The organism is Cohnella zeiphila (genome assembly GCF_014212055.1).
GTDB classification, from domain to species: Bacteria; Bacillota; Bacilli; order Paenibacillales; family Paenibacillaceae; genus Cohnella; species Cohnella zeiphila.
Genome location: NZ_JACJVO010000009.1, coordinates 151,373 through 172,720 on the forward strand (window position 1 = coordinate 151,373; position 21,348 = coordinate 172,720).

Annotated in this window: 16 protein-coding genes and 4 tRNA genes; 14 read left to right on the forward strand and 6 right to left on the reverse strand. The window is 54.0% G+C overall.

Annotated elements, in window-relative coordinates:
* Window positions 1–101 precede the first annotated feature (101 nt).
* The 4 genes from H7C18_RS07945 to H7C18_RS07960 all read left to right on the forward strand — a co-directional run bounded on the left by H7C18_RS07945 (window position 102) and on the right by H7C18_RS07960 (window position 3,345).
* Window positions 102–569, forward strand: a complete 468-nt coding sequence (locus H7C18_RS07945; protein WP_185128495.1) for a SprT family protein — start codon at window positions 102–104, stop codon at window positions 567–569.
* Window positions 570–863: 294 nt separating this feature from the next.
* A complete protein-coding gene (locus tag H7C18_RS07950; protein ID WP_185128835.1) occupies window positions 864–3,032 on the forward strand; it encodes a rhamnogalacturonan lyase in 2,169 nt (722 codons plus the stop codon).
* Window positions 3,033–3,175: 143 nt separating this feature from the next.
* Window positions 3,176–3,251 (forward strand) — tRNA-Asn (locus H7C18_RS07955).
* Between the two features lie 3 nt (window positions 3,252–3,254).
* Window positions 3,255–3,345: transfer RNA gene (locus tag H7C18_RS07960), tRNA-Ser, on the forward strand.
* Between the two features lie 157 nt (window positions 3,346–3,502).
* Here H7C18_RS07960 and corA read toward each other — a convergent pair.
* Window positions 3,503–4,432, reverse strand: coding sequence for a magnesium/cobalt transporter CorA (corA, locus tag H7C18_RS07965; protein WP_238357585.1), 930 nt, complete (start codon window positions 4,430–4,432; stop codon window positions 3,503–3,505).
* 158 nt (window positions 4,433–4,590) lie between these two features.
* Between corA and H7C18_RS07970 the strand changes: the two genes are divergently transcribed.
* A tRNA-Glu gene (locus H7C18_RS07970) sits at window positions 4,591–4,665 on the forward strand.
* 38 nt (window positions 4,666–4,703) lie between these two features.
* A tRNA-Leu gene (locus H7C18_RS07975) sits at window positions 4,704–4,789 on the forward strand.
* A 187-nt stretch (window positions 4,790–4,976) separates the two neighbouring features.
* Here the strand turns inward: H7C18_RS07975 and H7C18_RS07980 are convergent.
* The 4 genes from H7C18_RS07980 to ytxJ form a co-directional block, all read right to left on the reverse strand.
* Window positions 4,977–5,441 carry a hypothetical protein gene (locus H7C18_RS07980; RefSeq protein WP_185128497.1) on the reverse strand — a complete coding sequence of 155 codons (465 nt, stop codon included), beginning with the start codon at window positions 5,439–5,441 and terminating at the stop codon, window positions 4,977–4,979.
* A gap of 196 nt (window positions 5,442–5,637) precedes the next feature.
* Window positions 5,638–5,991, reverse strand: coding sequence for a DUF2512 family protein (locus tag H7C18_RS07985; RefSeq protein WP_185128498.1), 354 nt, complete (start codon window positions 5,989–5,991; stop codon window positions 5,638–5,640).
* 285 nt (window positions 5,992–6,276) lie between these two features.
* Window positions 6,277–6,948: an ArsR/SmtB family transcription factor gene (locus H7C18_RS07990; protein WP_185128499.1), complete on the reverse strand. Its 672-nt coding sequence runs from the start codon at window positions 6,946–6,948 to the stop codon at window positions 6,277–6,279.
* A gap of 52 nt (window positions 6,949–7,000) precedes the next feature.
* Entirely contained in the window at window positions 7,001–7,339 is a 339-nt protein-coding gene (ytxJ, locus tag H7C18_RS07995; protein WP_185128500.1) for a bacillithiol system redox-active protein YtxJ, read from the reverse strand.
* A gap of 237 nt (window positions 7,340–7,576) precedes the next feature.
* Here ytxJ and H7C18_RS08000 point away from each other — a divergent pair, with 237 nt between their 5' ends.
* The 8 genes from H7C18_RS08000 (at window position 7,577) to H7C18_RS08035 (ending at window position 20,551) form a co-directional block, all read left to right on the forward strand.
* Entirely contained in the window at window positions 7,577–8,887 is a 1,311-nt protein-coding gene (locus H7C18_RS08000; RefSeq protein ID WP_185128501.1) for an MFS transporter, read from the forward strand.
* A gap of 297 nt (window positions 8,888–9,184) precedes the next feature.
* On the forward strand, window positions 9,185–9,826 hold the full coding sequence (locus H7C18_RS08005) for a glycosyltransferase (RefSeq protein WP_202886991.1): 642 nt from the start codon (window positions 9,185–9,187) through the stop codon (window positions 9,824–9,826).
* Between the two features lie 373 nt (window positions 9,827–10,199).
* Complete coding sequence (locus H7C18_RS08010; RefSeq protein ID WP_238357549.1) at window positions 10,200–13,337, forward strand: family 43 glycosylhydrolase; 3,138 nt, start codon at window positions 10,200–10,202, stop codon at window positions 13,335–13,337.
* Window positions 13,338–13,515: 178 nt separating this feature from the next.
* Window positions 13,516–14,472 (forward strand): ABC transporter permease, encoded by a 957-nt coding sequence (locus H7C18_RS08015; RefSeq protein WP_185128503.1) that lies wholly within the window; start codon window positions 13,516–13,518, stop codon window positions 14,470–14,472.
* A gap of 13 nt (window positions 14,473–14,485) precedes the next feature.
* Window positions 14,486–15,358, forward strand: a complete 873-nt coding sequence (locus H7C18_RS08020) for a carbohydrate ABC transporter permease (protein ID WP_238357550.1) — start codon at window positions 14,486–14,488, stop codon at window positions 15,356–15,358.
* A gap of 42 nt (window positions 15,359–15,400) precedes the next feature.
* The gene (locus H7C18_RS08025) at window positions 15,401–17,035 is read left to right on the forward strand and encodes an extracellular solute-binding protein (protein ID WP_185128504.1); all 1,635 of its coding nucleotides are present in this window, start codon (window positions 15,401–15,403) and stop codon (window positions 17,033–17,035) included.
* Between the two features lie 265 nt (window positions 17,036–17,300).
* Window positions 17,301–18,983, forward strand: a complete 1,683-nt coding sequence (locus H7C18_RS08030) for a cache domain-containing sensor histidine kinase (RefSeq protein WP_337913229.1) — start codon at window positions 17,301–17,303, stop codon at window positions 18,981–18,983.
* Window positions 18,980–20,551, forward strand: coding sequence for a response regulator transcription factor (locus H7C18_RS08035; protein ID WP_185128505.1), 1,572 nt, complete (start codon window positions 18,980–18,982; stop codon window positions 20,549–20,551). Before H7C18_RS08030 ends, H7C18_RS08035 begins: the two co-directional genes overlap by 4 nt.
* A gap of 88 nt (window positions 20,552–20,639) precedes the next feature.
* Here the strand turns inward: H7C18_RS08035 and H7C18_RS08040 are convergent, their stop codons facing one another.
* Window positions 20,640–21,269, reverse strand: coding sequence for a DUF1796 family putative cysteine peptidase (locus H7C18_RS08040; RefSeq protein ID WP_185128506.1), 630 nt, complete (start codon window positions 21,267–21,269; stop codon window positions 20,640–20,642).
* Window positions 21,270–21,348 lie beyond the last annotated feature (79 nt).

Below are 21,348 nucleotides of genomic sequence, written 5' to 3' on the forward strand. Positions count from 1 at the left end.
GCACGTTCTCCCCTCGATGGGCAAATTCTACTTGACAGTGTAGCCCAAGAGACGGCTACAATTCAAGTAGGACAAGCGGAAGGAGGCGCTCGGCGAAGAAGATGAACGACGACGAGCTGCAGCGCTGGGTGGAGTCGGTGTCGCTGACCGCGTTCGGGGTTCCGTTCCGCCACCAAGCGAGATTCAACGGACGGCTGCGCACGACGGGCGGCCGTTATTTTCTGAGAAGCCATCATATCGAGATCAGTCCGCACCAGCTCGCCGTCCACGGGGCGGAGGAGACCGAGCGGATTATTAAGCATGAGCTTTGCCATTATCATCTTCATCTCGCCGGCCGGGGATACCGGCACCGGGACGCCGATTTCAAGCATCTGCTGAAGCATGTCGGCGCGACGCTGCACTGCAAATCTTTGCCGGGAGCGAAGAGAAGCTTGCCGGTTAAATTTTACCTGGTTTGCCGGGAATGCGGCATGTCTTATCCGCGCAAACGCAAGACGGATCCTAGGAGATACGTCTGCGGCAAATGCCGGGGCAAGCTCAAACTGGTGCCAGCGGAGGCTTCGGAATAAGGGCTGCGCCAGGAAAGTACAATTCCGGCCAAAAATGTTCTATACGCGCTATACAGCCTCGTTCTCGCAACGCAAGAATGTCCAATTGCCGGCAAAGAAGAGCTGCTTGTATGATGGGTTCGCAAGCAGCCGGCTTCGGAGCGGAGGTGATTTGACGAACGGCGTTGTCGTGGAAGGATCGTTGGTTTTGAATGCTTGGCCAAAGCGTCAAAAACGATTCGAGGAGGCTGGACCATGAAGATGGCGTGGAATGCTGCAACGAGGAAAGTCGCGATAGCGGCGCTTGGAGCCGCGATGGTGTGGCTGACCGGAGCGTCGGGAACCGCGGGCAACCGGGCCGCGGCCGCGCCGGCGGACGCGCCGAAATGGCAGATGGAGTATCTGGATCGCGGGCTCGTCGCGGTCCAAACGGATCAGGGAGTGTTCGTAAGCTGGCGGCTGCTCGGCACGGAGCCGGACGATACGACGTTCAATCTTTACCGGAACGGACAACTGCTCAACCCGTCGCCGCTTGCGGACGGAACGAATGATACGGATCCGGAGGGAACCGGGGACGACGTTTATGCGGTAAGCGCCGTCGTGAACGGCGTGGAGCAGCCGCGCTCCGGGCCGGCTCGCGCGTGGGGAAGCAATCATCTGAGAGTTCCGCTGCGGAAGCCGGCGGACGGCGTCAATCCGGACGGCACTCCCTATACGTACAGCGCGAACGACGCCAGCGTCGGCGATCTCGACGGCGACGGCCAATATGAAATCGTTCTCAAATGGGATCCGTCCAATTCCAAGGACAATTCCCAGGACGGCGTGACCGGCAATGTCTATGTCGACGCCTACGAGCTGGACGGGACGCTGCTGTGGAGAATCGACCTCGGCAAGAACATCCGGGCCGGCGCTCATTACACGCAGTTTATGGTTTACGATCTGGACGGGGACGGCAAGGCCGAGGTGGCGATGAAGACGGCGGACGGCACGACGGACGGCACCGGCCAGGTCATCGGGGACCCGAACGCGGACTATCGCGATCTGACCGGCGGCCGGGTGCTGTCCGGACCGGAATATTTAACGATATTCGAAGGAGCGACGGGCAAGCAGCTCGCGACGACCGATTACGATCCGCCGCGCGGGAACGTATCCGACTGGGGCGACAACTACGGCAACCGGGTGGACCGCTTTCTGGCGTGCATCGCCTATCTGGACGGCGAGAGGCCGAGCCTGGTGATGGCCCGGGGCTACTATACCCGAACGGTTCTTGTAGCTTACAACTGGAGGGACGGGCAGCTGACGAAGCTATGGAAGTTCGACAGCAACAATCCGGGGTATGGCGATTACGTCGACCAAGGCAACCATAACTTAAGCGTCGCGGATGTCGACGGCGACGGCAAGGACGAGATCGTCTACGGCGCGATGACGGTCGACGACAACGGCCAGGGCCTGTACAACACCGGTTTGGGACATGGCGACGCGCTTCATGTCGGCGATCTCGATCCGACGCGGCCGGGGCTCGAAGTGTTCAAGGTGCTGGAGAACAAGCCTTACGGCGCCGCCGTCTGGGATGCGGCCGCCGGCGAAGTGCTATGGCGGGTAACAGGTACGAAAGATACGGGCCGCGGCGTGTCCGCGGACATCGACCCGAACTACCCCGGCGAAGAAGTGTGGGCGCCGTCGGGAGTCGGATTGTATACGATCAAAGGGGACAAAATAGGCGATGCGGCCCCGTCGATGAATTTCGCGATCTGGTGGGACGGAGACCTGCAGCGCGAGCTGCTGGACGACAACCACATCGACAAGTGGGATTATGCGAACCAAACGATGACGCGCGTTCTGACGGCCGAAGGCGATGCGTCCAACAACGGAACCAAGGCGACGCCTTCGCTGCAGGCCGACCTGTTCGGCGATTGGCGGGAGGAAGCGGTCTGGCGGACGGAGGACAGCACCGCGCTCGATATTTACACGACGACGGCTCCGACCGAACACCGCTTCCATACGCTGATGCACGACCCGGTCTACCGGCTCGGCGCGGCCTGGCAGAACGTCGCCTATAACCAGCCTCCGCATCCGAGTTTCTTCCTGGGCTACGACATGGCCCAGCCTCCGGCGCCCAACGTATACGAACTTGTTCCGGCTTCGGTGGACGTGGAGCCGAATACGCTGAACAAGATGAGCCAGGGCGGCGACAATTCGCTCACCGTTCGCGTGGCGCTGCCGGACGGACTTGGCGGGCAGGGCATTCGGGCGACGAGCGCCGCCTTGACGGTGAACGGCCAAACGATCGAGGCGCAGAACGGCACCGTCCCGGAAGCGGATAGCTCCCAAGACGGCAATGCTCAGATCACGCTCAAATTCGACCGCCGGCAAACGATCGCCGCGCTCGGCGACTTGGACGGCGACGTCTCCGTAAAGGTCGATGGCGCCTTAACCGACGGGAACCGGTTCGTCGGAACGGGCAGCATTCGCGTCATTCACTGACGGCGTAAGGGCCGCGGAAGCGGCCCTTCCCTCCGGCTCGAACGCCGTCAAAAAAGGCCGTCAAAAAGCCGGGCAAAAAGGCTTGACTTCCCCAGGGAGTCATGATAAATTAATACATGTCGCTTTTGAGAAATCAATAACGTTCCCTGATAGCTCAGTCGGTAGAGCACTCGACTGTTAATCGAGTTGTCACAGGTTCGAGTCCTGTTCGGGGAGCCATATGGAGAGATACCCAAGTGGCTATAAGGGGCTCCTCTGCTAAGGGAGTAGACGTGTCATGCGTGCGAGGGTTCGAATCCCTCTCTCTCCGCCACGACGACAAATGCGAAAGAGCTTGAACCGCACGCCGGTTCGGCTCTTTTTTCGTTTCGCCGGCATGGCGGGATGCTCGGCGAATACCCGATCTGCGCCCAGGAAACGCGGCGGCGGGCATGCGCCCGGATTCGCGCTCCTCGGCATTTTTTTCGCGCTTACAGCCACTTTTTGCGCTTGTAGTACCACCAGAGGCCGCCAGCGACGAGCAGCATGACGACCCAGACGGCCGGGTAGCCGAATTTCCACTTGAGCTCGGGCATGTAGTGGAAGTTCATGCCGTAGAGGCCGACGAGGAACGTCAGCGGCAGGAAGATCGAGCTGATGATCGTCAGCGTCTTCATGATCTCGTTCATCCGGTCGGACTTCATGTTGATCTGCAGGTCCAGCAGCGACGTGATCGAATCGCGGAAGGTGTCGATCGAATCGAGCACCCGCGAGATATGGTCGTAAATGTCGATGAAGTAAACGTCCGCTTCCTGGCGGCTGTAAGGGAACTGCTGGTGGGTCAACTGTCCGAGCGCCACCTTCTCGTCTCCGAAAATGCGGCGCAGATGATGCATCCGGCGCTTGAGCCGGAACACTTCCTCGGCGATGCGGACGTGCGGGTTGTGGAAGATGGCCCGCTCGAACCCGTCCAGAACGTTGTCCACTTTGTCTACGACGTTGGCGTAGTGGTCTGCGCAACGGTCCAGCAAGCGGTAGAGGATGCCGCCGGAGAACTCCATATAATCGGCGGAGCGAAGGAACTCCGAGGCGGTCTCCTTCATCCAATCGATCTCGCGAGAGCAGACGGTAATGACGTAGTTGGGGCCGATTACGTGCTCGATCTCGACGGTGGACATATCCTTGTTCACATGGAAAAAAGTGAGAAGCAGGTGGATATCGTACTTGTCCAGCTTCGCGCGCTGGTTCCGCTTGATGCAGTCCTCGACGATAAGCGGGTGGCAGTGGAACGTCTCGGTCAACAGCCGTTCGATCTCTTCGGTCGGCTCGCCGATGAACGGAATCCAGGCGACTTCGTTTTCTTCCGGCTTGCGGATGTCCGTCTCCCGGACGGTCCGGGCGTTGGAATCGTACAGGAGCATACGGGCCAATGGGATCACCTCTTCTTGTCCATAGGATAGCACATTTTGCCCGCAAAAAAATGTTGCAAAAAGGGCTTGCCTTTCTCGGCGGCATCAGATATAATCATTTTTGTCGCCAAAACGAGGACGCGCTAGCGTCACGGTTCGGAGGCTTGCGTGGCCCGTTGGTCAAGCGGTTAAGACACCTCCCTTTCACGGAGGTAACGGGGGTTCGATTCCCCCACGGGTCACCACCCGGAGCCCCATGCTCCACTCGGAAACATCATCATATGCGGTCGTGGCGGAATGGCAGACGCACCAGCTTGAGGGGCTGGCGGTAGCAATACCGTGGAGGTTCGAGTCCTCTCGACCGCACCATAACAATGAAGACGCAAATCCCTGAAACGTATGGGATTTTTTTTATTTTCGCCGGAACGTATTGCGGCTTGCGTTTACGATTGCATGAGGACCAGCCCGGGGCTTCGGTTTTTCTCAAACGGCAAAAGCCCATCGCGCGGGTTATCGTGATGGGCAAAAGTCTCCACAGATGTTCTTTTCATTCAGGCTATGAAGTCGTGGTCCCTGCGGAAGCCGAACCATTAAATACTATCGGACCATCATAGAAGATTACGCCTGAATCAGGTGAACTGATGAACATGGAATACCGTATCTGTCCCGAGAGCACGGCATCGATTGGAGGGAAATCTCCCGCTATAATGCTGAGCGGCGGAATTGTCTCTCCCCCTGTGGAATATGCCTGTGTATAAATCACGACGCCGGTGCCGGCGGTACCGTTGGAATTTCGTTCTACTGTTATCGTAATATCAGAGTTAACGACAAGGTCATACGTGAGGTTGACAATCCCGGCCAGCGCTACTCGAACGCTACCTGTATTTCCGGTTGGTATGGCGGCTCCTACCTGCAATCCGATATCGCCAATTAGCGCCGGAGTTGGCGACAACTGGCCTAGAGGCTTTGAATTATTGGTTGAAGCAATGGAAATTCTCTCATCAAGGATTTGAATGGCCATTACGCATCACCCCCTTTCGTTGAATAACATTCTATTCGAATGAGACAACCCTTGAACCGGGTGGGATTACTGTTTTCCAATATAAAAATGCCTTCTACATCGGGAGCATGCAGAATATCCAGCGGCAGACGAAAATAAAGAGCAGGAGGCATAAACCCCTCTGCTCTTTATGGTTGGGTAAACCGGAACGCCCCGGTCAGCTTCCTTGGACAGACAATTTCCGTTGGAATACATAACGGTGAATAAACCATTCCGCGGCGCCAAGGATGACCGTTGTGACTAGAATTTCAACGGCACTCAAATCCCATTTCATCAAATAAGATACCAACCAAAGAAACGCAAATGTCAAAACCGCATCGGCTAACGTTGCTATCGTGTTGTTCGTGGACCGCAAAATCATATGGTCTCCTGCGAAGTAAGAAATTATGGTAAGCGCAGTTGCCGTGGTGGCCGCCGTCGTAAAGGATACGCTCGCGAAATACATCAGAAAGCCGATGATGATTACTCCGTTTATGATCCACTTCAAGACAAACTTCACGACAAACATCATGGGGTTCACCTTCTTTGAAATGAGAATGTTCATTACCCAATCTTTCAAGCGATATTCATTTTTCCCTTACGCGGGATTATCATTCATGTCAACAATTTCCGATCTGCGCCTTTGCCCAAATTGACGGGCTGGGGGTAGCAATACCCTGATTATGAAGATGAATTGGCCGATTAACGGTCTTCGAACCCAAAATTGAATGAAAAAAAGAAACAGCGGCATTCTAGGACTCATTCTCGTTCCTAGCAGCCGCTGTTTCTTTTGCGACAATGTGATAGACTATTCATTTTAATGAGGCAATTGAAAATGCTCTTGCCATTCATTCAAGCCCTCATCCATCCGAAATGCCCTAAATCCGTTGGATTGCAATTTTTGCGCGGCTAGGGCAGAGAAGACACACAGCGGGCCTCGGCAGTAGGCTACGATTTCAGCATTTTGGGGCAGTTCATGCATAAACGATTCCAGGTCCTCCATCGGTACCGAGACGGCCCCTTCGATATGGCCGGTTTCGTATTCTTCCTTAGGCCGTACATCCAAGAGAAGGATGGATTCGTTGCTGATTTTCTTCTTGACTTCATCCATCGTCAGGGTTTGAATTTCATCCAGATTATTCAGGAAATCATCTTTGAGCTTTCCGATATCCGGAAGTTGTTTTTCGCTAATCCGCCACAGGGAGGAGAGGAAGTCAACAATGGCCGGGTCAGCCAACGAATAGACGGCGTAAGTCCCTTTTTTCGCGAACTTGACCATTTTTGCATCCAGCAAAACTTGAAGATGACGGGACACGTTGGCAAAATTCATATCTGTAAAAGCGGCCAGCTTCTCTACCGTTTTCGGTCCTTGCGACAACAAGTTCAAAATTTCCAATCGCTTGTCGCTCGATATGCTTTTTCCGATTCTGGACAGTTGCTTGTAAAGCTCCTCTTTAAGGATTTTCGCCGAGTTAAACATTTCCTCCATGATGTCGACCTCCAATCTTCAGCGGATCGTAACGCTCCGTTCGGAATCCCGATTAATCTAAAACGGCTTTCATATGTGCCTTTGTGACCGACCAGTGCGAAGCCGCCCAATATTTGGACTTCTCCTTCAAGTAAATGATTTGCGGCGATTCGTGTTTAACATTCAAATCCTCTGCTATTTTGTTGGATACCGGACGGGATTCGATAACTTTCACAAGAGTATAGTCCATGTCCGGATTCGGGCTGTCTTTTAAGTAATCCTCAAACTCATGAAGGGCATTGGCGCTAACCGGGCATGTTGTGCTGTGTTTTAAAATAACCTGTCCGCGTGTAGATGAATTTGATAAAACTTCATCCCACTCTTCAAGGGTCGCAATTTCTTTCCAATTCATAAAGGTATGCTCCTTACTTTATTGAATGTAATCTAAAATCAATTGAATGATTGAATTTTAGCATGTTCACTTATGATGTCAAGCCGACGGAAAACTCATCTATTATACAATTAATCAATTGAATAATGGGCGACATTGTTATATACTGAACGGGTCCTTAAGTTGGCTTATTGACGGCGAATACAAATGTAAAAGAGGATGTCGGCAGGTAAATACAGACGATAAAGGAGGCTATGGATGGCGGAGGCGAATGTTGGACTTGGGGAAAGGGCGCAAAACCTGTCAGGCTCCATCGCGGAATATGTGATTTCAACCGAGAAGCAGCGTCAACTGCATGCAAAAACATTGAGGGTAGTTATATTTTCGCAAATTTTTGGGGGAGCCGGTTTGGCGGCAGGCATCACCGTAGGAGCATTGCTTGCCCAACAAATGCTTGGAAGTGACGGCTATGCCGGGATTCCGACCGCTCTATTTACGTTAGGCTCGGCTGGCGCCGCCCTATCGGTCGGTCGTCTCTCCCAACGATCCGGACGTCGGGCTGGTCTGGCCACGGGATTCATCGCAGGCGGCTTCGGAGCGATTGGAGTCGTGCTCGCCGCGTTATTCCACAGCGTGCCCTTGCTATTTCTTTCAATGTTGATTTACGGGGCAGGTACGGCTACAAACTTGCAGGCACGTTATGCGGGGACAGATTTGGCATTGCCCGCGAATCGGGCAAAAGCGATCAGCATGGCAATGGTATTCACGACGTTCGGTGCCGTTGCCGGTCCGAATCTGGTCAATATTACGGGACAGCTGGCCGCTTCCATAGGCGCTCCTAAGCTGTCGGGCCCGTTCATGCTGGCGGCGGTGGCGTATCTTGCCGCCGGTCTGGTACTGCTTCTTTTCCTGCGGCCGGATCCTTACCTTGTAGCCAAAGCGATTGCGGAGGCCGAACGGACCAAAGCCATCCTCAAAGAGGAGAAACTGATTCATGCGCAAGAGAACGCGATCCATAAAAAGGGAATTATGGTCGGCGCAACCGTCATGCTGCTCACTCAAATTGTGATGGTCGGCATTATGACCATGACTCCGGTTCACATGCAGCATCATGGACACGGTTTAGGAGAAGTGGGAGTCGTCATCGGTCTTCATGTTGCCGCCATGTATCTGCCTTCTCCAATTACCGGCATTCTCGTCGATCGGTTCGGACATCGAATCATGTCGTATGCTTCCGGATTTACTTTGTTGATAGCGGGTTTGCTCGCTGCTTCTGCGCCTGGCGAATCCATGGAGCTTCTTGTTCTGGCACTTGTTCTTCTTGGTTTGGGTTGGAACTTCGGTTTCATTAGCGGAACGTCGGCTATTGTCGATGCAACCCCTCCGCAGATCCGCGCAAAAACACAAGGTACGGTAGATGTATTGATTGCGCTTGGGGGAGCGTCCGGAGGGGCATTGTCCGGAATGGTTGTTGCACAATCCAGCTACGCGGCGCTATCCTTGGCCGGGTCCGTTCTGTCGCTGCTTCTGATTCCGGTCGTCGTCTGGTCCCGGAGAAAAAGAGCTTGATGCGGGCGGCCGGCCCGTTTCAATCGCGATTCGAAATACTTAAGCCCTTTCGCCTTCCGGCAGGAGGCCGGAAGGGCTTTGTTTGTGTATTCGGCCAGGCGGTGAAACGAAACGGGTATAGCGGCGGAACGGGAATTTGGGAACTGCAATCTGGAGCCTAACTTATCGCAATATCGCCCAGCTGAACACTTCCTTCTTCAGCGGCCTTGCAAGTATGAATCTGGATCTTTAATCCATAATATGACGGACACCCGTTTGATCAAATCGTACAGAGGAGCAGATGAAGTGATAAGCAAAATGCCGCTGAAGTTGTTGGTAACGCTTGGGCTTGTTTTCAGCATGTCATTTTCAGTACTACCTGCGCAAGCAAAGGTGAACGACAAGAAGGATACGGCTTGTCTTAGTCCCAAAATGGTGCAGTTGAAAGTCGATATGCAGAAGGGTTGGATCGACCATACGATATGGACGAGAAACTATATCGTAAGCGCCCTGTCCGATCACCCGGATCAGAACGATGTATTGGACCGGCTTCTACGGAACCAACAGGATATAGGCAATGTAATAAAGCCTTATTATGGCGAAGCCGCAGGCAACAAGCTGGCCGAGCTTCTGAAAGAGCACATTCTGATTGCGGGAAAAATCGTTGCGGCCGCCAAAGCAAGCAATCAGGCGGATGTCCGGAAGTTTGAGAAGGACTGGCATCGGAACGCCGATGATCTCGCCAAATTTTTAAGCGAGGCGAACCCGAACTGGTCGTTCAAACTGCTGCGGGATATGCTGTATACGCACCTTGAGCTCATTACGGAAATCGTTCTTGACCGTATCAAGGGAGATTGGAAAGCGGATATTGCGGCAACCGACAAGAACGAGATCCATATGATTCATTTTGCGGACATTCTGACAGAAGGCATCGTTAAGCAATTCCCGAATAAATTTTAAGCGAGAAAAAACAATCGTTAGTCCAAGCGGCTAACGATTGTTTTTTTGATTAACTTTATGCCTTACAACGTTCTCGTTGTGCTCCCCGCGGAAAAGTTGAAAGGGCTTTGCTTGCGTGTTCGCGGACCGGGATGAAAAACAAAAAAACTGTAGAAAAACCTAGGGATTCTTAAGGTTCGCACCGAAGGGGCTACGATACAGTTATACCCGTCAGCGAAATCTATTCCATCAAGAAAGAAGGTTAGATCAAGCCGAACGGATCAGATGCCAAAGGCCAAACAGTCGAGACCAAGAGGCTTCGGCAGAACTTATGGGCAGTCTTGTGACCGCTTTCAATTCAAAAAGGATGATAGGATTCCGGGGAGGATTGCAAATGCTCGGCAAAAGATTCAGGTATCTGCTGCTTTGTCTCGCGGTACTGCTGATGCTGCCGCAATGGATCGTAGCGGCTGCGGCGGCGGAGCCGACGCCGGATGCGACGGATTCGATGTCGGCGTCGACAACGGAGGTGTCGGAGGTGTCGGATTTCTACAATGTTATCTTTCAGACCGGAAGCGACCCCTGGGTTTACAAGCACACGGACGGCTATTACTACAATGTCTTTGTCAACGCCAGCGGCATCATGATCCGCAGATCGAAGACCATCACCGGCCTTGATGCGGGCGAGAGGAGCTTAGCCTGGACACCGGTTAAGGGTACCCTGTACAGTTCCGATGTTTGGGCGCCGGAAATGCACTATCTCCAAGATACCGATGGCCAATACAAATGGTATATTTACTTCGCGGCCGACGACGGAACCAACGCAAACCACCGCATGTACGTGCTGGAGAACGCCAGTGAGAATCCGATGACCGGAACCTGGGAGTTCAAAGGGAAGATGACCGATTCCACCGACCGCTGGGCGATCGACGGCACCGTGCTGGAGGTGAATGATGAACTCTATTTCATCTGGTCCGGCTGGGAGGAAACGGACGGCAGTTTTCAGAACCTGTATATCGCGAAGATGAGCAATCCGTGGACCATCGGCTCGGAACGGGTGCTGATCTCGACGCCTGACCATGATTGGGAAACGTCCTCGGGCAGGATCAATGAAGGTCCCGAAGTCATGATACGGGGAAACACCATCAACCTGATCTATTCCGCAAACGCAAGTTGGACGGACAGTTACTGTCTCGGGCTGATTACGGCCGACATCAATGCCGACCTGCTGAATCCCGCATCCTGGCTAAAAAGGGATCAGCCGATTTTCTCCAGCGCCAACGGCGTTTACGGCCCGGGCCACTGTAGTTTCGTCACATCTCCCGACGGCAGCGAGGACTGGATCATCTACCATGCCGCCCGCTGGCCGGGATCAGGGTGGACCCGCAATGTCCGCGCACAGAAATTCACCTGGAACGCAGATGGAACGCCGAACCTGGGGGAGCCCGTCGATCCGAACAAACCGATCGCCATCCCTTCAGGGGAGTCGACACGTCAGCGCTATGAGGCGGAAGCGGCGAAGCTGGGGAAGGATCCCAGCGGCGGAACCGGTCCTGCCGTCTGGCGGGAAAGCTCCGCTTCCGGCGGGAAGAAGATCGCCAATCTCAAGAACGCCGAGGATAATGCCCAGTTTACGGTCAACGTGCCGGAGGCGGGATTTTATATGCTGTCCATGCGCAACGCCAACGGCTCATCGAATCAGGCGGATGCTTCCCAAATCTTGTCGGTCAACGGCGGTTCCGGCGCCCTATTGAGCATCGTCTATTCCGGCTGGAATCGTTGGGGAGCCTCCACGGCGAAAGTCTATCTGAAGCAAGGAGACAATACCATCCGTTTCTCGACGGGGACCAACCTTGCCGAGATTGACAGTATGGATCTATTCAAGCTTGATGTCGCGTCGGAAATTTTATTCGATTCTCCGGGGTACACGCTGGGGTTGGGGGAAAGTCGCAGTTTGCCCGTGTATTCGGTAACAGGCACTGCCTATTCCCCTGTCGAAAGCGGAGTTTCCTTCCGTTCTTCCAACAAAGAGGTTGCCGATGTTGACGGGAATGGGGTCAAGGGGCTCAAGGCAGGCAGCGCCACGATCACCGCGACCTATAATGGGAAAACGGCCACGGCCACGGTCACCGTTGCCGCAGAACCGAAGTCTGTGCGGTCCATTGCCATCAGCGGATTGAAAAACATCCTGATCAGGACAAGGAAACTGCAGTTAACGGCATACTACAATACCTATGAAGTTCAGGATGTGACGGCCGGCGCCACGTACTCCAGCAGCAACCCCGACGCGGCTAAGGTTACGGCTGCCGGTCAGGTATATGGCGCCGGGCCGGGGGATACGGTGATTAAAGCCGTATACGGCGGCAAGGAAGCAACGTTTAACTTGACGGTAATTCCTGATCCGTCTCAGGTTCCTCAGGTTCTTTCTCGAGTAAAGACTCCCTCCGGAGTGACACCCAGGCTGCCCGGCGCGGTTGACGTCAACTACAAGGGAAAGAGAGGATCTGCCGAGGTCAGCTGGAAGCTGGAAGGAATGAACTTCAACACCCTTGGCACTGTTCAGGTGCCTGTCATATTGACACTGAATGGCGAGAAGATTTCGGCTGCCGCTTCCGTGGAGGTTGTCCCGGGATGGGGTCTTGATGACATTGTGAATCAACTTCGCGGCAGGATAGACAATTTCTCATACCCTCTGGGCGAAGGCTTGGGCAACTATAGTCAAGCTGCCTATAATGCCCTGCTGGCTGAGCTGAACCATGCAGAGGAATTATCCACAGACGCCGGTCTGACGGAAGAGCAGTTTAACCGGGAGCGAAGTTCCCTTGCTCAAGCGGAAGCAGATTTGTTAGGCTCGCTCAACCTTACCGAAGATGGCGTGACCTATAACGCTTACCGGGACTTCTCCGGCGATGAGACGGGCAAGTATCCTTACGGCATTACCGCCGAAGATCTGACCAACGGCGCTGCCGCCACCGTGCAAGAAGAGGACGGGAACAAATTCCTTCGGCTGACCACAACCGCTGCTTCGGGCAAGGCAAACCTGTTCCTGCCGTTTGCAGGCGAGGCGACAGCTACGGGGGATCAGCGCATCGTCATCGAATATCGCGTCAGATTAAACAGCAGCTTCCCGTACGCCAATGGCGCCATGGTGAGAAACGACAGCGGTACCGGCAATTATTCCATGGTCACGGCATTTGATTCGGGTAAAATGATCGTGCAGGATGGGGGATCCAAGAAGCCGGTCAAAAACGTTGCATACAATACCTGGTATAAGATCAAAATGGTAGCCAACTGGGACGCCAAATCTTATACCGTCTATCTCAACGATGATCCTGTTCCGGTGGCCGTTGACTTCCTTTTCCGCCATGCAGGCGGCAGCAAGCTGACCGGCCAGCGGTTCGGCATCGACGGCTATGCCAACGCCTCCATCGACTTCGACGATTTCAAAGTCATGGTTACGGGAGGATCGAAAGTTACGCCGGGTACATCCGCGGCTCTTTCACCTGAAGTTCCGAATGGCAGGAACGGCTAGTACACGCAGCCGGCAAGGGAAGCGCAGAAAAGGACGCGAGCGAATTCGCGTCCTTTTTCTTGCGCGAAAAGCAAAAAAACTATAGAAAAACCTACGGATTCTTAAGGTTTGAACCGTAGCAACTGCGATACATTAGAGCCATCGCAGCAATCATTCAACACAGAAAGAAGGTCAGACCATGCCGATAACGCCTGCCGCCGCCGATACGGACAGGACGCTCAAGGCCAAACAAGCCTTTTTCGCGACCAAGCGGTTTCGGCAGAATATTCCGCTGTTCATCATGCTGATACCGGGAGTCTTGTTCTATGTGATCTTTCGGTATTTTCCCATGGGGGGACTTGTGATCGCCTTCAAGAATTACAACTTCCATGACGGCATTCTGTCAAGTCCTTGGGTAGGACTCAAAAATTTCGAGCTTTTGTTCCAGTCCAAGGCGACGCTGCAGATCATCTGGAACACCCTTACTTTGAGCGTTCTGAATCTGATCTTCGGTTTTCCCGCACCGATCATCATCGCCATTGCGCTGAATGAGATACGGAGGAACTGGCTGAAGCGCTGGATTCAAACGATTATTTATCTGCCCCACTTCCTGTCCTGGGTCATCGTAGCGGGTCTTATCCTGACCCTCTTCTCGATTGACGGCGGCACCCTCAACAAGCTGCTGGGGCAATGGGGCATGGAGCCGGTGCCCTTCCTGTACCGCGCCGACTCCTGGATCGCGATCTTCATCGGCTCGGGGATGTGGAAGGAGATGGGGTTCGGCGCCATCATCTATCTCGCCGCCCTCTCGGCCATTGATCCCAGTCTGTACGAATCCGCCGCGCTGGACGGCGCAGGCAAGCTAAGGCGGATCTGGCACATTACCCTGCCGGGCCTCCGCCCGACGATCGTCCTGCTGCTGATTCTTGGCATGGGCCGCCTGATGGAGGTAGGATTCGACCAAGTGTACAACTTGCAAAACCCTACGGTCCTGGAGAAGGCGGAGGTCATCAGCACCTATGTGTACAAGGTGGGGCTGCAGCATGCGCAATTCAGTCTGACCACGGCGATGGGTTTATTCGAGTCCTTTGTCGGTCTGGTGCTGGTGTTGTCGGCTAACGCGCTGGCCCGGAAGTTCGACCAAGGCTTGTTCTAGGAGGAGAAATGCGTTGAAAGAATCGGCAGGAGGAAAGCTTTTTTCGGTCATCGTTCATCTCGTTTTGATCCTAATCGCCCTCACCTGCATCCTGCCCTTCCTGCACATGATTGCGTTGTCTGTCAGCGAAGGGCATGCGGTGGATCTGGGGCGTGTCTGGTTCTGGCCGGTGGGACTTGACTTTACCGCTTACGAATATTTTTTTGAGAACACGCCGGCCTTGCGAGCGTTCGGCAACAGCGTCGTCATCACGCTGGTCGGAACGGCGCTGAGCATGCTGGCCACGGTGCTGACGGCCTATCCCTTGTCCCGCCGCTACCTGTATGCCCGCAAGCCGCTCACAACGGCCGCTCTGTTCACCATGTTATTCAGCGGCGGCATCATTCCCACTTATCTGGTGATGAACCAATTGCATCTGACGAACACGTATTGGTCCTTGTGGTTCGTCGGGCTGGTCAGCACCTACAATATGCTGATCATGAAGAGCTACTTCGAGAACATACCGGGCGAAGTGACGGAATCGGCTCAGATGGACGGCTGCGGGGAGCTGCAGCTGCTTGGACGAATCGTTCTGCCCCTATCCCTCCCCATGCTGGCCACTTTGACATTGTTCTACGGAGTCGGATACTGGAACATGTTCATGAATGTCATTCTGTACATCAACCGGACGGACCTGCAGAACCTCATGGTCGTCGTCCAAGGCATGCTGCAGATTCAAAGCATGGACAACATGATGGCGATGGACATTATGCAGCAGCAGGAGTTGATCTCCGAGAAGCTGAAGGCGGTAGGCGTCATGGTGATGGTGGTGCCGATGCTGGCGGTGTATCCGTTTTTGCAGAAGTATTTCGTTCAAGGCGTTATGCTCGGTTCCATTAAAGGCTAGCGGCATCACATCATTCCATATAGATCGAGGGGAGCATGCAAAATGTTGGAGCAATCATCCAAATGGAACAAAAGGGTCTGGTCATCGGCGGTACTGGCTGTCATTTCGACGATGGGGGTTGCCGGTTGCAGCCAATCAAAGGAAGGGGGACAAAGCGGAGGAAAACCCGTCATTACCGTGTCGAACTACGACCGGGGCAATATCCCGGCAGCGGAGGGAACCGTGGAGGAGAACCGCTGGACGAAGTGGATCAATGAACATTCTCCCGTTGAGGCCAAATATGTGCCTGTGGTTCGATCGGAGTCGACTCAGAAGTTAAACGTAATGTTCGCATCCGGCAGCGCGCCGGATATCGTCAACGATTACGATACGGGCTTCCGGGACTCTTTGTATCAGCAGAAGCAGCTGCTGCCCCTGGACGATTACCTGCAGTATGCCCCCGAATACGAAAAATTGCTGGAGAAGTATCCCCAACTGCGCCAGGTGGGCACCAAGTCGGACGGCAAGCTCTACGAAATCGGCAAAATTAACGAGCCCCATCTGCAAAGCGTGGCGTTTATCCGGACGGATTGGCTGAAAAAGCTGAACCTGGAGGTTCCGAAAACGACCGAAGAGCTGTTGGCGGTCTTGAAGGCTTTCGTAGAGCAGGACCCGGACGGCAACGGCAAGAAGGATACATACGGAACCAATATAAGCTATACCTCCGGCGGCATGGTGGATTCCATGTTCGGCTCGTACGGTTGGAAAATCTCGGATGACGACAAAATCGTCCGCAGCTGGGATAATTTACTGGAGGCAACGAAGTTCAAGAAGAGGCTGTTCGATGAAGGACTGATCGACCGGGACTACTTGGCGGACTCGAATGGTTCCAAAGCGCGGCAGGATTATTTGAACGGCAAGGTGGGCGTTTACCTTCCTCCCCAAATCAATAGCTGGTTCGAGAGTACGGTCACCGATATCAAGACCATCCGAAAGGTTGTCCCGGATGCGGAGATCGCTCCGATGATGAATCCCAAGTCTCCTATGGGACTGTTTGTCCATCACGTGACCAACCCGATTCAGATGACGACCGTGGTCAACGCCGCGGCCAAAGATCCCAAGGCGGCGATGGAATATATCAATTTCATGATCCAGCCGGATACGGCGCTGACGCTGAGAAAGGGGATTGAAGGGGAGCATTGGAAAAAGGGAGCGGACGGCATGCCCAAAGTGATCGATGTCGATAAGAACACGAAGGAAGTGGATTGGGCCGCGGACTACACCATGTTCTACTCCACTCCGGAGAACAAATTATTGTCCTCTGAATCGGCATTCGATGTGAACGATCCGGATCAGAAGGCGGGGCTGGAGATGATGAAGCAAGCCGACCAGTTCTTGCTCAATCCGGACGCCAAATATCCCGCTCTTACTCATTATGAGCATATGCCCGCTCTGCCAAGCGACCTGGTCGTGATCAATACCAACGTGAGCAAAGAAGTGAGCGACATCATCGTCAAAGGAATCATCGGCGGGTCCAAATATACGGCCGAGCATGCGGTTGCGGATGCCAAAGCGGCCTGGGAGAGAGGCGGCGGCAAGCAGATCGAGGAGTTCATGAATAATTGGTATCAAGAAAACAAGGAGACCGCCTTCTTGGGCGATGATGTGCTGGAGATGGTCCGGTCCCAACTCAAATAACGGGGCGGAGCGCCGGCAATATAGCAAAAAAGGACTTGGTCCGGTAGATGCCGGGCCAAGTTTGTTTTAAAATCGAGATGAAAGTGGTTACAATCGGATCGAATCTCAACATCTCGAGGAGGCAACCAAGCTGAATCCGATAAGCTGGCCGGGGAGAATTGCCGGAAGAATGAAGGGCAGCTTCAAATTGAAGCTGATTGTACTACTCTCTTGCATGGTTGCACTGGCCTTCACATTAGCAGGGTGGCTGGTATACCGGTTGAATGTGCAATTGATGGAGGGCGAGATCAGCAAGCAGTTCTCCATCGCCAATGAACAGGCTCTGGCCAGACTGGAGCTGACTTTCCAGGAGGTAAGCCGGGTATCCCAATCGATTATCCTGAACCCTTCGATTGAGTCGTTCGTTAGAGAAAGCCTTGAGCCTGAAGGCGGTCTCTTTACCCAATACAAGAACCGCAAATATGTGGAAGAGCAGCTAACCACGCTGCAAGTGGATGCGCCGTCGATCCGCTCCATCTTTCTGTTCAATGAGAATGGAGATCTGGCCGTCCTCTCCACCAACGGGGCGTCGGGAGAACCGGGACCGGAAGATCTTGCCGCGGTGATGAACAAGCTGGAGGCGCACCGGGGGAACCTGGTCTGGGGCCGGGCCAGTCTGCCCAGCGCGGTCGATCCCGGCGGACGCCGGACGGTGCTGGTCGCTGCCAGACGGATGCTCAACGACGAGCTGATCCCCTACGGAACGATGGTGATGGTGATGGAGGAAAGCCTGGTATCCAAGGTGCTGCGGGATCTTACGGAGAACGGCAACGGCAAGGTGCTGCTGCTGGAACCTCTGGGGGGATTGCTCTACTCCAATACGAATCAGGAGGAGACGGAGCAGTTGATGCGCTTGATCGAAGCCGGCGATCCCCGTCCCCAATACGCCAAGATGAGCGGAATCACGTACTTGTTTGTCCGCCATCATCTGGAACCGGCAGGCTTTACGTTATACGGAGGGGTCTCTCTGCAGGAGATTCAACGAAAAAACAAGGACATCATCCATATCTTTATTTTTGCCGGAATCGGCGTCGTGCTTCTCAGCTCGCTCTTGATTACGATTTCTACCAGATCTCTGCTGGCGCCGCTGGCCGATCTGATGCGGGGACTGCGCAAATTGCGCGAGGGGAATTTCTCGGCCCGGATCAGCGTCCGATCCGGCGATGAGCTCGGGTTTATCGGCGAGAGCTTCAACAGCATGGCGGAGCAAGTAAGCGCATTGATCAACAAAGTCTATCTGGCCCAGATCAGCCAGCGGGAATCGGAATTAAAAGCCATTCAGGCGCAGTTGAACCCTCATTATCTGCATAACCTGTTCAATGAACTGTATTGGAAGCTATATAACGACGACCAGGCGGAGGCGGCTCTTTTGATCAACGCCATCTCGGAGATGCTGAAGTATTCGCTTCAATCCGTCAAGACCGATACGACGCTGGGAGAGGAACTCCAGCAGGTACGCAATTATATTAAGATTCAGACGGAGTTGTTTACCGGCGAGATCGAAACGATCATTCAGGCCGAAGAATCGTTGCTTGGTCTGCGGATGATGAGATGCCTGTTGCTGCCGGTGGTGGAAAATGTTTTTGTGCATGCCTTCCGCGATATGGAGGAAGACCGGGTGCTCAGGGTAAAGGCGGTTTTGAGGGATGGAGCGCTGCAGATCGAGGTGGCTGACAACGGCTGCGGCATGGATGACAGCACTTTATATGCTTTGAAGGAAGCGGATGCGCTGCCGGAGAACCACAAAACGGGAATCGGCTTCAAAAGCGTGCTGCGGCGCATTGAACTGGTGTACGGGGCTCCTTACGGCGTCGCCATCTCCAGCGTCAAGGGAAAAGGAACGGCCGTTCACATCAGGCTTCCCGTTCAGACGATGCCGAAAGAGTACTTGGGGGAGGGAAACGGATGAAAGGCAAGCTGTTTATCGCCGAGGATCAGCCGAATTTTCGCAAGGGACTGCTCAAGCTGGCCGGGAAAAGGTCCGCCGAATGGGTGGTGGCGGGAGAAGCTGCCAATGGCCGGGCCGCCCTGTCTTCGATGGAGCAATGCGTCCCCGATCTGCTAATAACCGATATCCGCATGCCCCATATGGATGGGCTGCAGTTGGCCGAGGAAATCAGGGGCCGCGGCTGGGGGACCAAGATTGTGATCATCACGGGCTTTAAGGAATTCGCTTATGCCCAGTCCGCGCTCAAGTTCGGGGTGCTGGACTTTATCACGAAGCCTTGCGTAGAAGCGGATATCCTGAGCGTACTCGACCGGACCTATGTACGGCTGATCGAAGAGAATCAGACCGGGCGGCTGGTGGAGGATTGGAAGCGCCAGCATGAGGACGGCCAGCTTCGCTCGGCGATGATGGGCATGCCCTGCAACCATGGGGAGGCGACGGCTTTGCTCGGGCGGATGAGGGAATGCGAGCTGATCTTTCTTAGCGTCCCGACTTATTTCCCCGCGGAAAAGCGTTATTCCGCCCAAGACCTGCCGCTTCTGCAATATGCTCTTGGCAACATTGTCAGGGAGTACTTACATAAATGGTATGGCGGCGGCTTCCGGCTTTTTTCCTTGAGTTCGTCGGAATGGGCTTTATTGGCGGACCGGACCGCTTCCCGTCCGGAAAAGCCTTCCTCCTGGCTGCGGACGCTCTCCGATTCGGTTCATCATTATTTGAAACTGGGGCTCGCCTTCTCGGATCAGGGTCTATGCCGCAGCGCGGAGGAGCTGCGCCAAGCTTACGAGCGGTATGGCGGCGAACCGGGCCGGGAGGCAGTCGCGGAGCGCAACGCTGTCCATGAATCTTTGCTTAACCAGACAGCGCTTTACGAAAAGGAGAAGGAAATCATATCGTGGCTCATGTCGGAGGATAACGGCCGATTGGGCAGGGAATTGCAGGAGCAAGTGGCGCAGATTAGCACTCTGCCCTCTCAGACCGCCAAGATCGAAGCGCTGCTTCTGACCGCTGCTCTTCTCCGGCTGGTCGAAGTGCATTTTCCCGAATGGCGCATGGCCGCGCGTTCCATAGAATGGGGTTCCGTCTATCACTGCGAGACGACGGAAGCCATCGTTGCCTGGCTCCAAGCGTACATCCGTGAATTCCTGCATTCCCATAACAGCTGGCTCGCCGGCAAGAACGACAATCCGGTCAAGCAAGCCATCCGGTTCATGGAAGAGCAATACATGGGCGAATGCGGGTTGGCCGAGGTGGCGGCCCATGTTCACCTCAACCCCAGCTACTTCAGCAACTTGTTCAAGAAGGAGACCGGCACAAGCGTAACCGGCTATATCCAAAATTTGCGCGTGCGGAAGGCCAAGATTCTGCTCAAAAGCACGGACATGAAGATCATCGAAATCTCCGAGGCCGTCGGATTCAACGATTCCAATTACTTCACGCATATCTTCAACAAAATGGAGGGACTGTCGCCCAAGGAATTCCGCAAACGGATGACGGAGCCGTCGCACGGGCTTACAAATGGAATCTGAAATCCCCAGACCATTACCCGGAAGCAAAGGAAGAGCAGGAGGGATCACCTCGCTGCTCTTTTTGGGACATTATCGCGTCTTCACCAAATCATAATTTGCCGTCCAATACGAAGCCGGACAAAACATTCTGCCAAGCCGCCGGTCTTAGGGACTCTGTTAAAGGGATTTGTACTGCCGTTATAAACGGTACATCCCAATCCTCCTCATGCACTGACGTATCCTCCAACTCCGCATAATTGGCGACTAATAAATAGACTTCTCCGCCCGAAATGCGTTCCAGCGCCAACCGAAGACTTTCGGCCTCTTCAACGTTGGCCTGCATGCGGACATATAAAGCTTTTCGGCTTGCGAGTGCGGATTTATAAAACCTGTCGACTTTCCGGTCAAAATGCGCCTTAAAGTCCGGATAATTGACAATTTGCCGGGATTGGTCCGGAGGAACGGGAAAATCATGAAAAGAAAGAATGCCGGTAGCCGTATCCTCAACAGAAAAATGTCCATAAACCGATCCGATGAGCTTTAGATTCTCGAGCTTCATGCAATGAACGAATCTAGTCTCGATCTGTTGGATTAATTGAGGCATAGAAGCCGAAATCACCCAATCTACCGGTCCCGAAAAACTGCGCAGCCCGTTGCTGCGTAAATATAAAGCCGAATCGCAATTGGATCCCATGCTTAAAATAAGATCATAGGATTGTTTCAATTGGGAAAGCTTCATTTCATCAACCCCTTGTCCGACGCGTTTCAATATCGTATGCCGACAACGGGAGAATGGTCGTTACAAAAGCATATGCGGT

Coding starts and splice junctions, on each gene's coding strand:
- H7C18_RS07990 (WP_185128499.1), bottom strand. CDS start 6,948: ATGGAGGAAATGTTTAACTCGGCGAAAATCCTTAAAGAGGAGCTTTAC.
- ytxJ (WP_185128500.1), bottom strand. CDS start 7,339: ATGAATTGGAAAGAAATTGCGACCCTTGAAGAGTGGGATGAAGTTTTA.
- H7C18_RS07950 (WP_185128835.1), top strand. CDS start 864: ATGGTGTGGCTGACCGGAGCGTCGGGAACCGCGGGCAACCGGGCCGCG.
- H7C18_RS08005 (WP_202886991.1), top strand. CDS start 9,185: ATGCCGCTGAAGTTGTTGGTAACGCTTGGGCTTGTTTTCAGCATGTCA.
- H7C18_RS08040 (WP_185128506.1), bottom strand. CDS start 21,269: ATGAAGCTTTCCCAATTGAAACAATCCTATGATCTTATTTTAAGCATG.
- corA (WP_238357585.1), bottom strand. CDS start 4,432: ATGCTCCTGTACGATTCCAACGCCCGGACCGTCCGGGAGACGGACATC.
- H7C18_RS07945 (WP_185128495.1), top strand. CDS start 102: ATGAACGACGACGAGCTGCAGCGCTGGGTGGAGTCGGTGTCGCTGACC.
- H7C18_RS07980 (WP_185128497.1), bottom strand. CDS start 5,441: ATGGCCATTCAAATCCTTGATGAGAGAATTTCCATTGCTTCAACCAAT.
- H7C18_RS08010 (WP_238357549.1), top strand. CDS start 10,200: ATGCTCGGCAAAAGATTCAGGTATCTGCTGCTTTGTCTCGCGGTACTG.
- H7C18_RS07985 (WP_185128498.1), bottom strand. CDS start 5,991: ATGATGTTTGTCGTGAAGTTTGTCTTGAAGTGGATCATAAACGGAGTA.
- H7C18_RS08015 (WP_185128503.1), top strand. CDS start 13,516: ATGCCGATAACGCCTGCCGCCGCCGATACGGACAGGACGCTCAAGGCC.
- H7C18_RS08025 (WP_185128504.1), top strand. CDS start 15,401: ATGTTGGAGCAATCATCCAAATGGAACAAAAGGGTCTGGTCATCGGCG.
- H7C18_RS08035 (WP_185128505.1), top strand. CDS start 18,980: ATGAAAGGCAAGCTGTTTATCGCCGAGGATCAGCCGAATTTTCGCAAG.
- H7C18_RS08000 (WP_185128501.1), top strand. CDS start 7,577: ATGGCGGAGGCGAATGTTGGACTTGGGGAAAGGGCGCAAAACCTGTCA.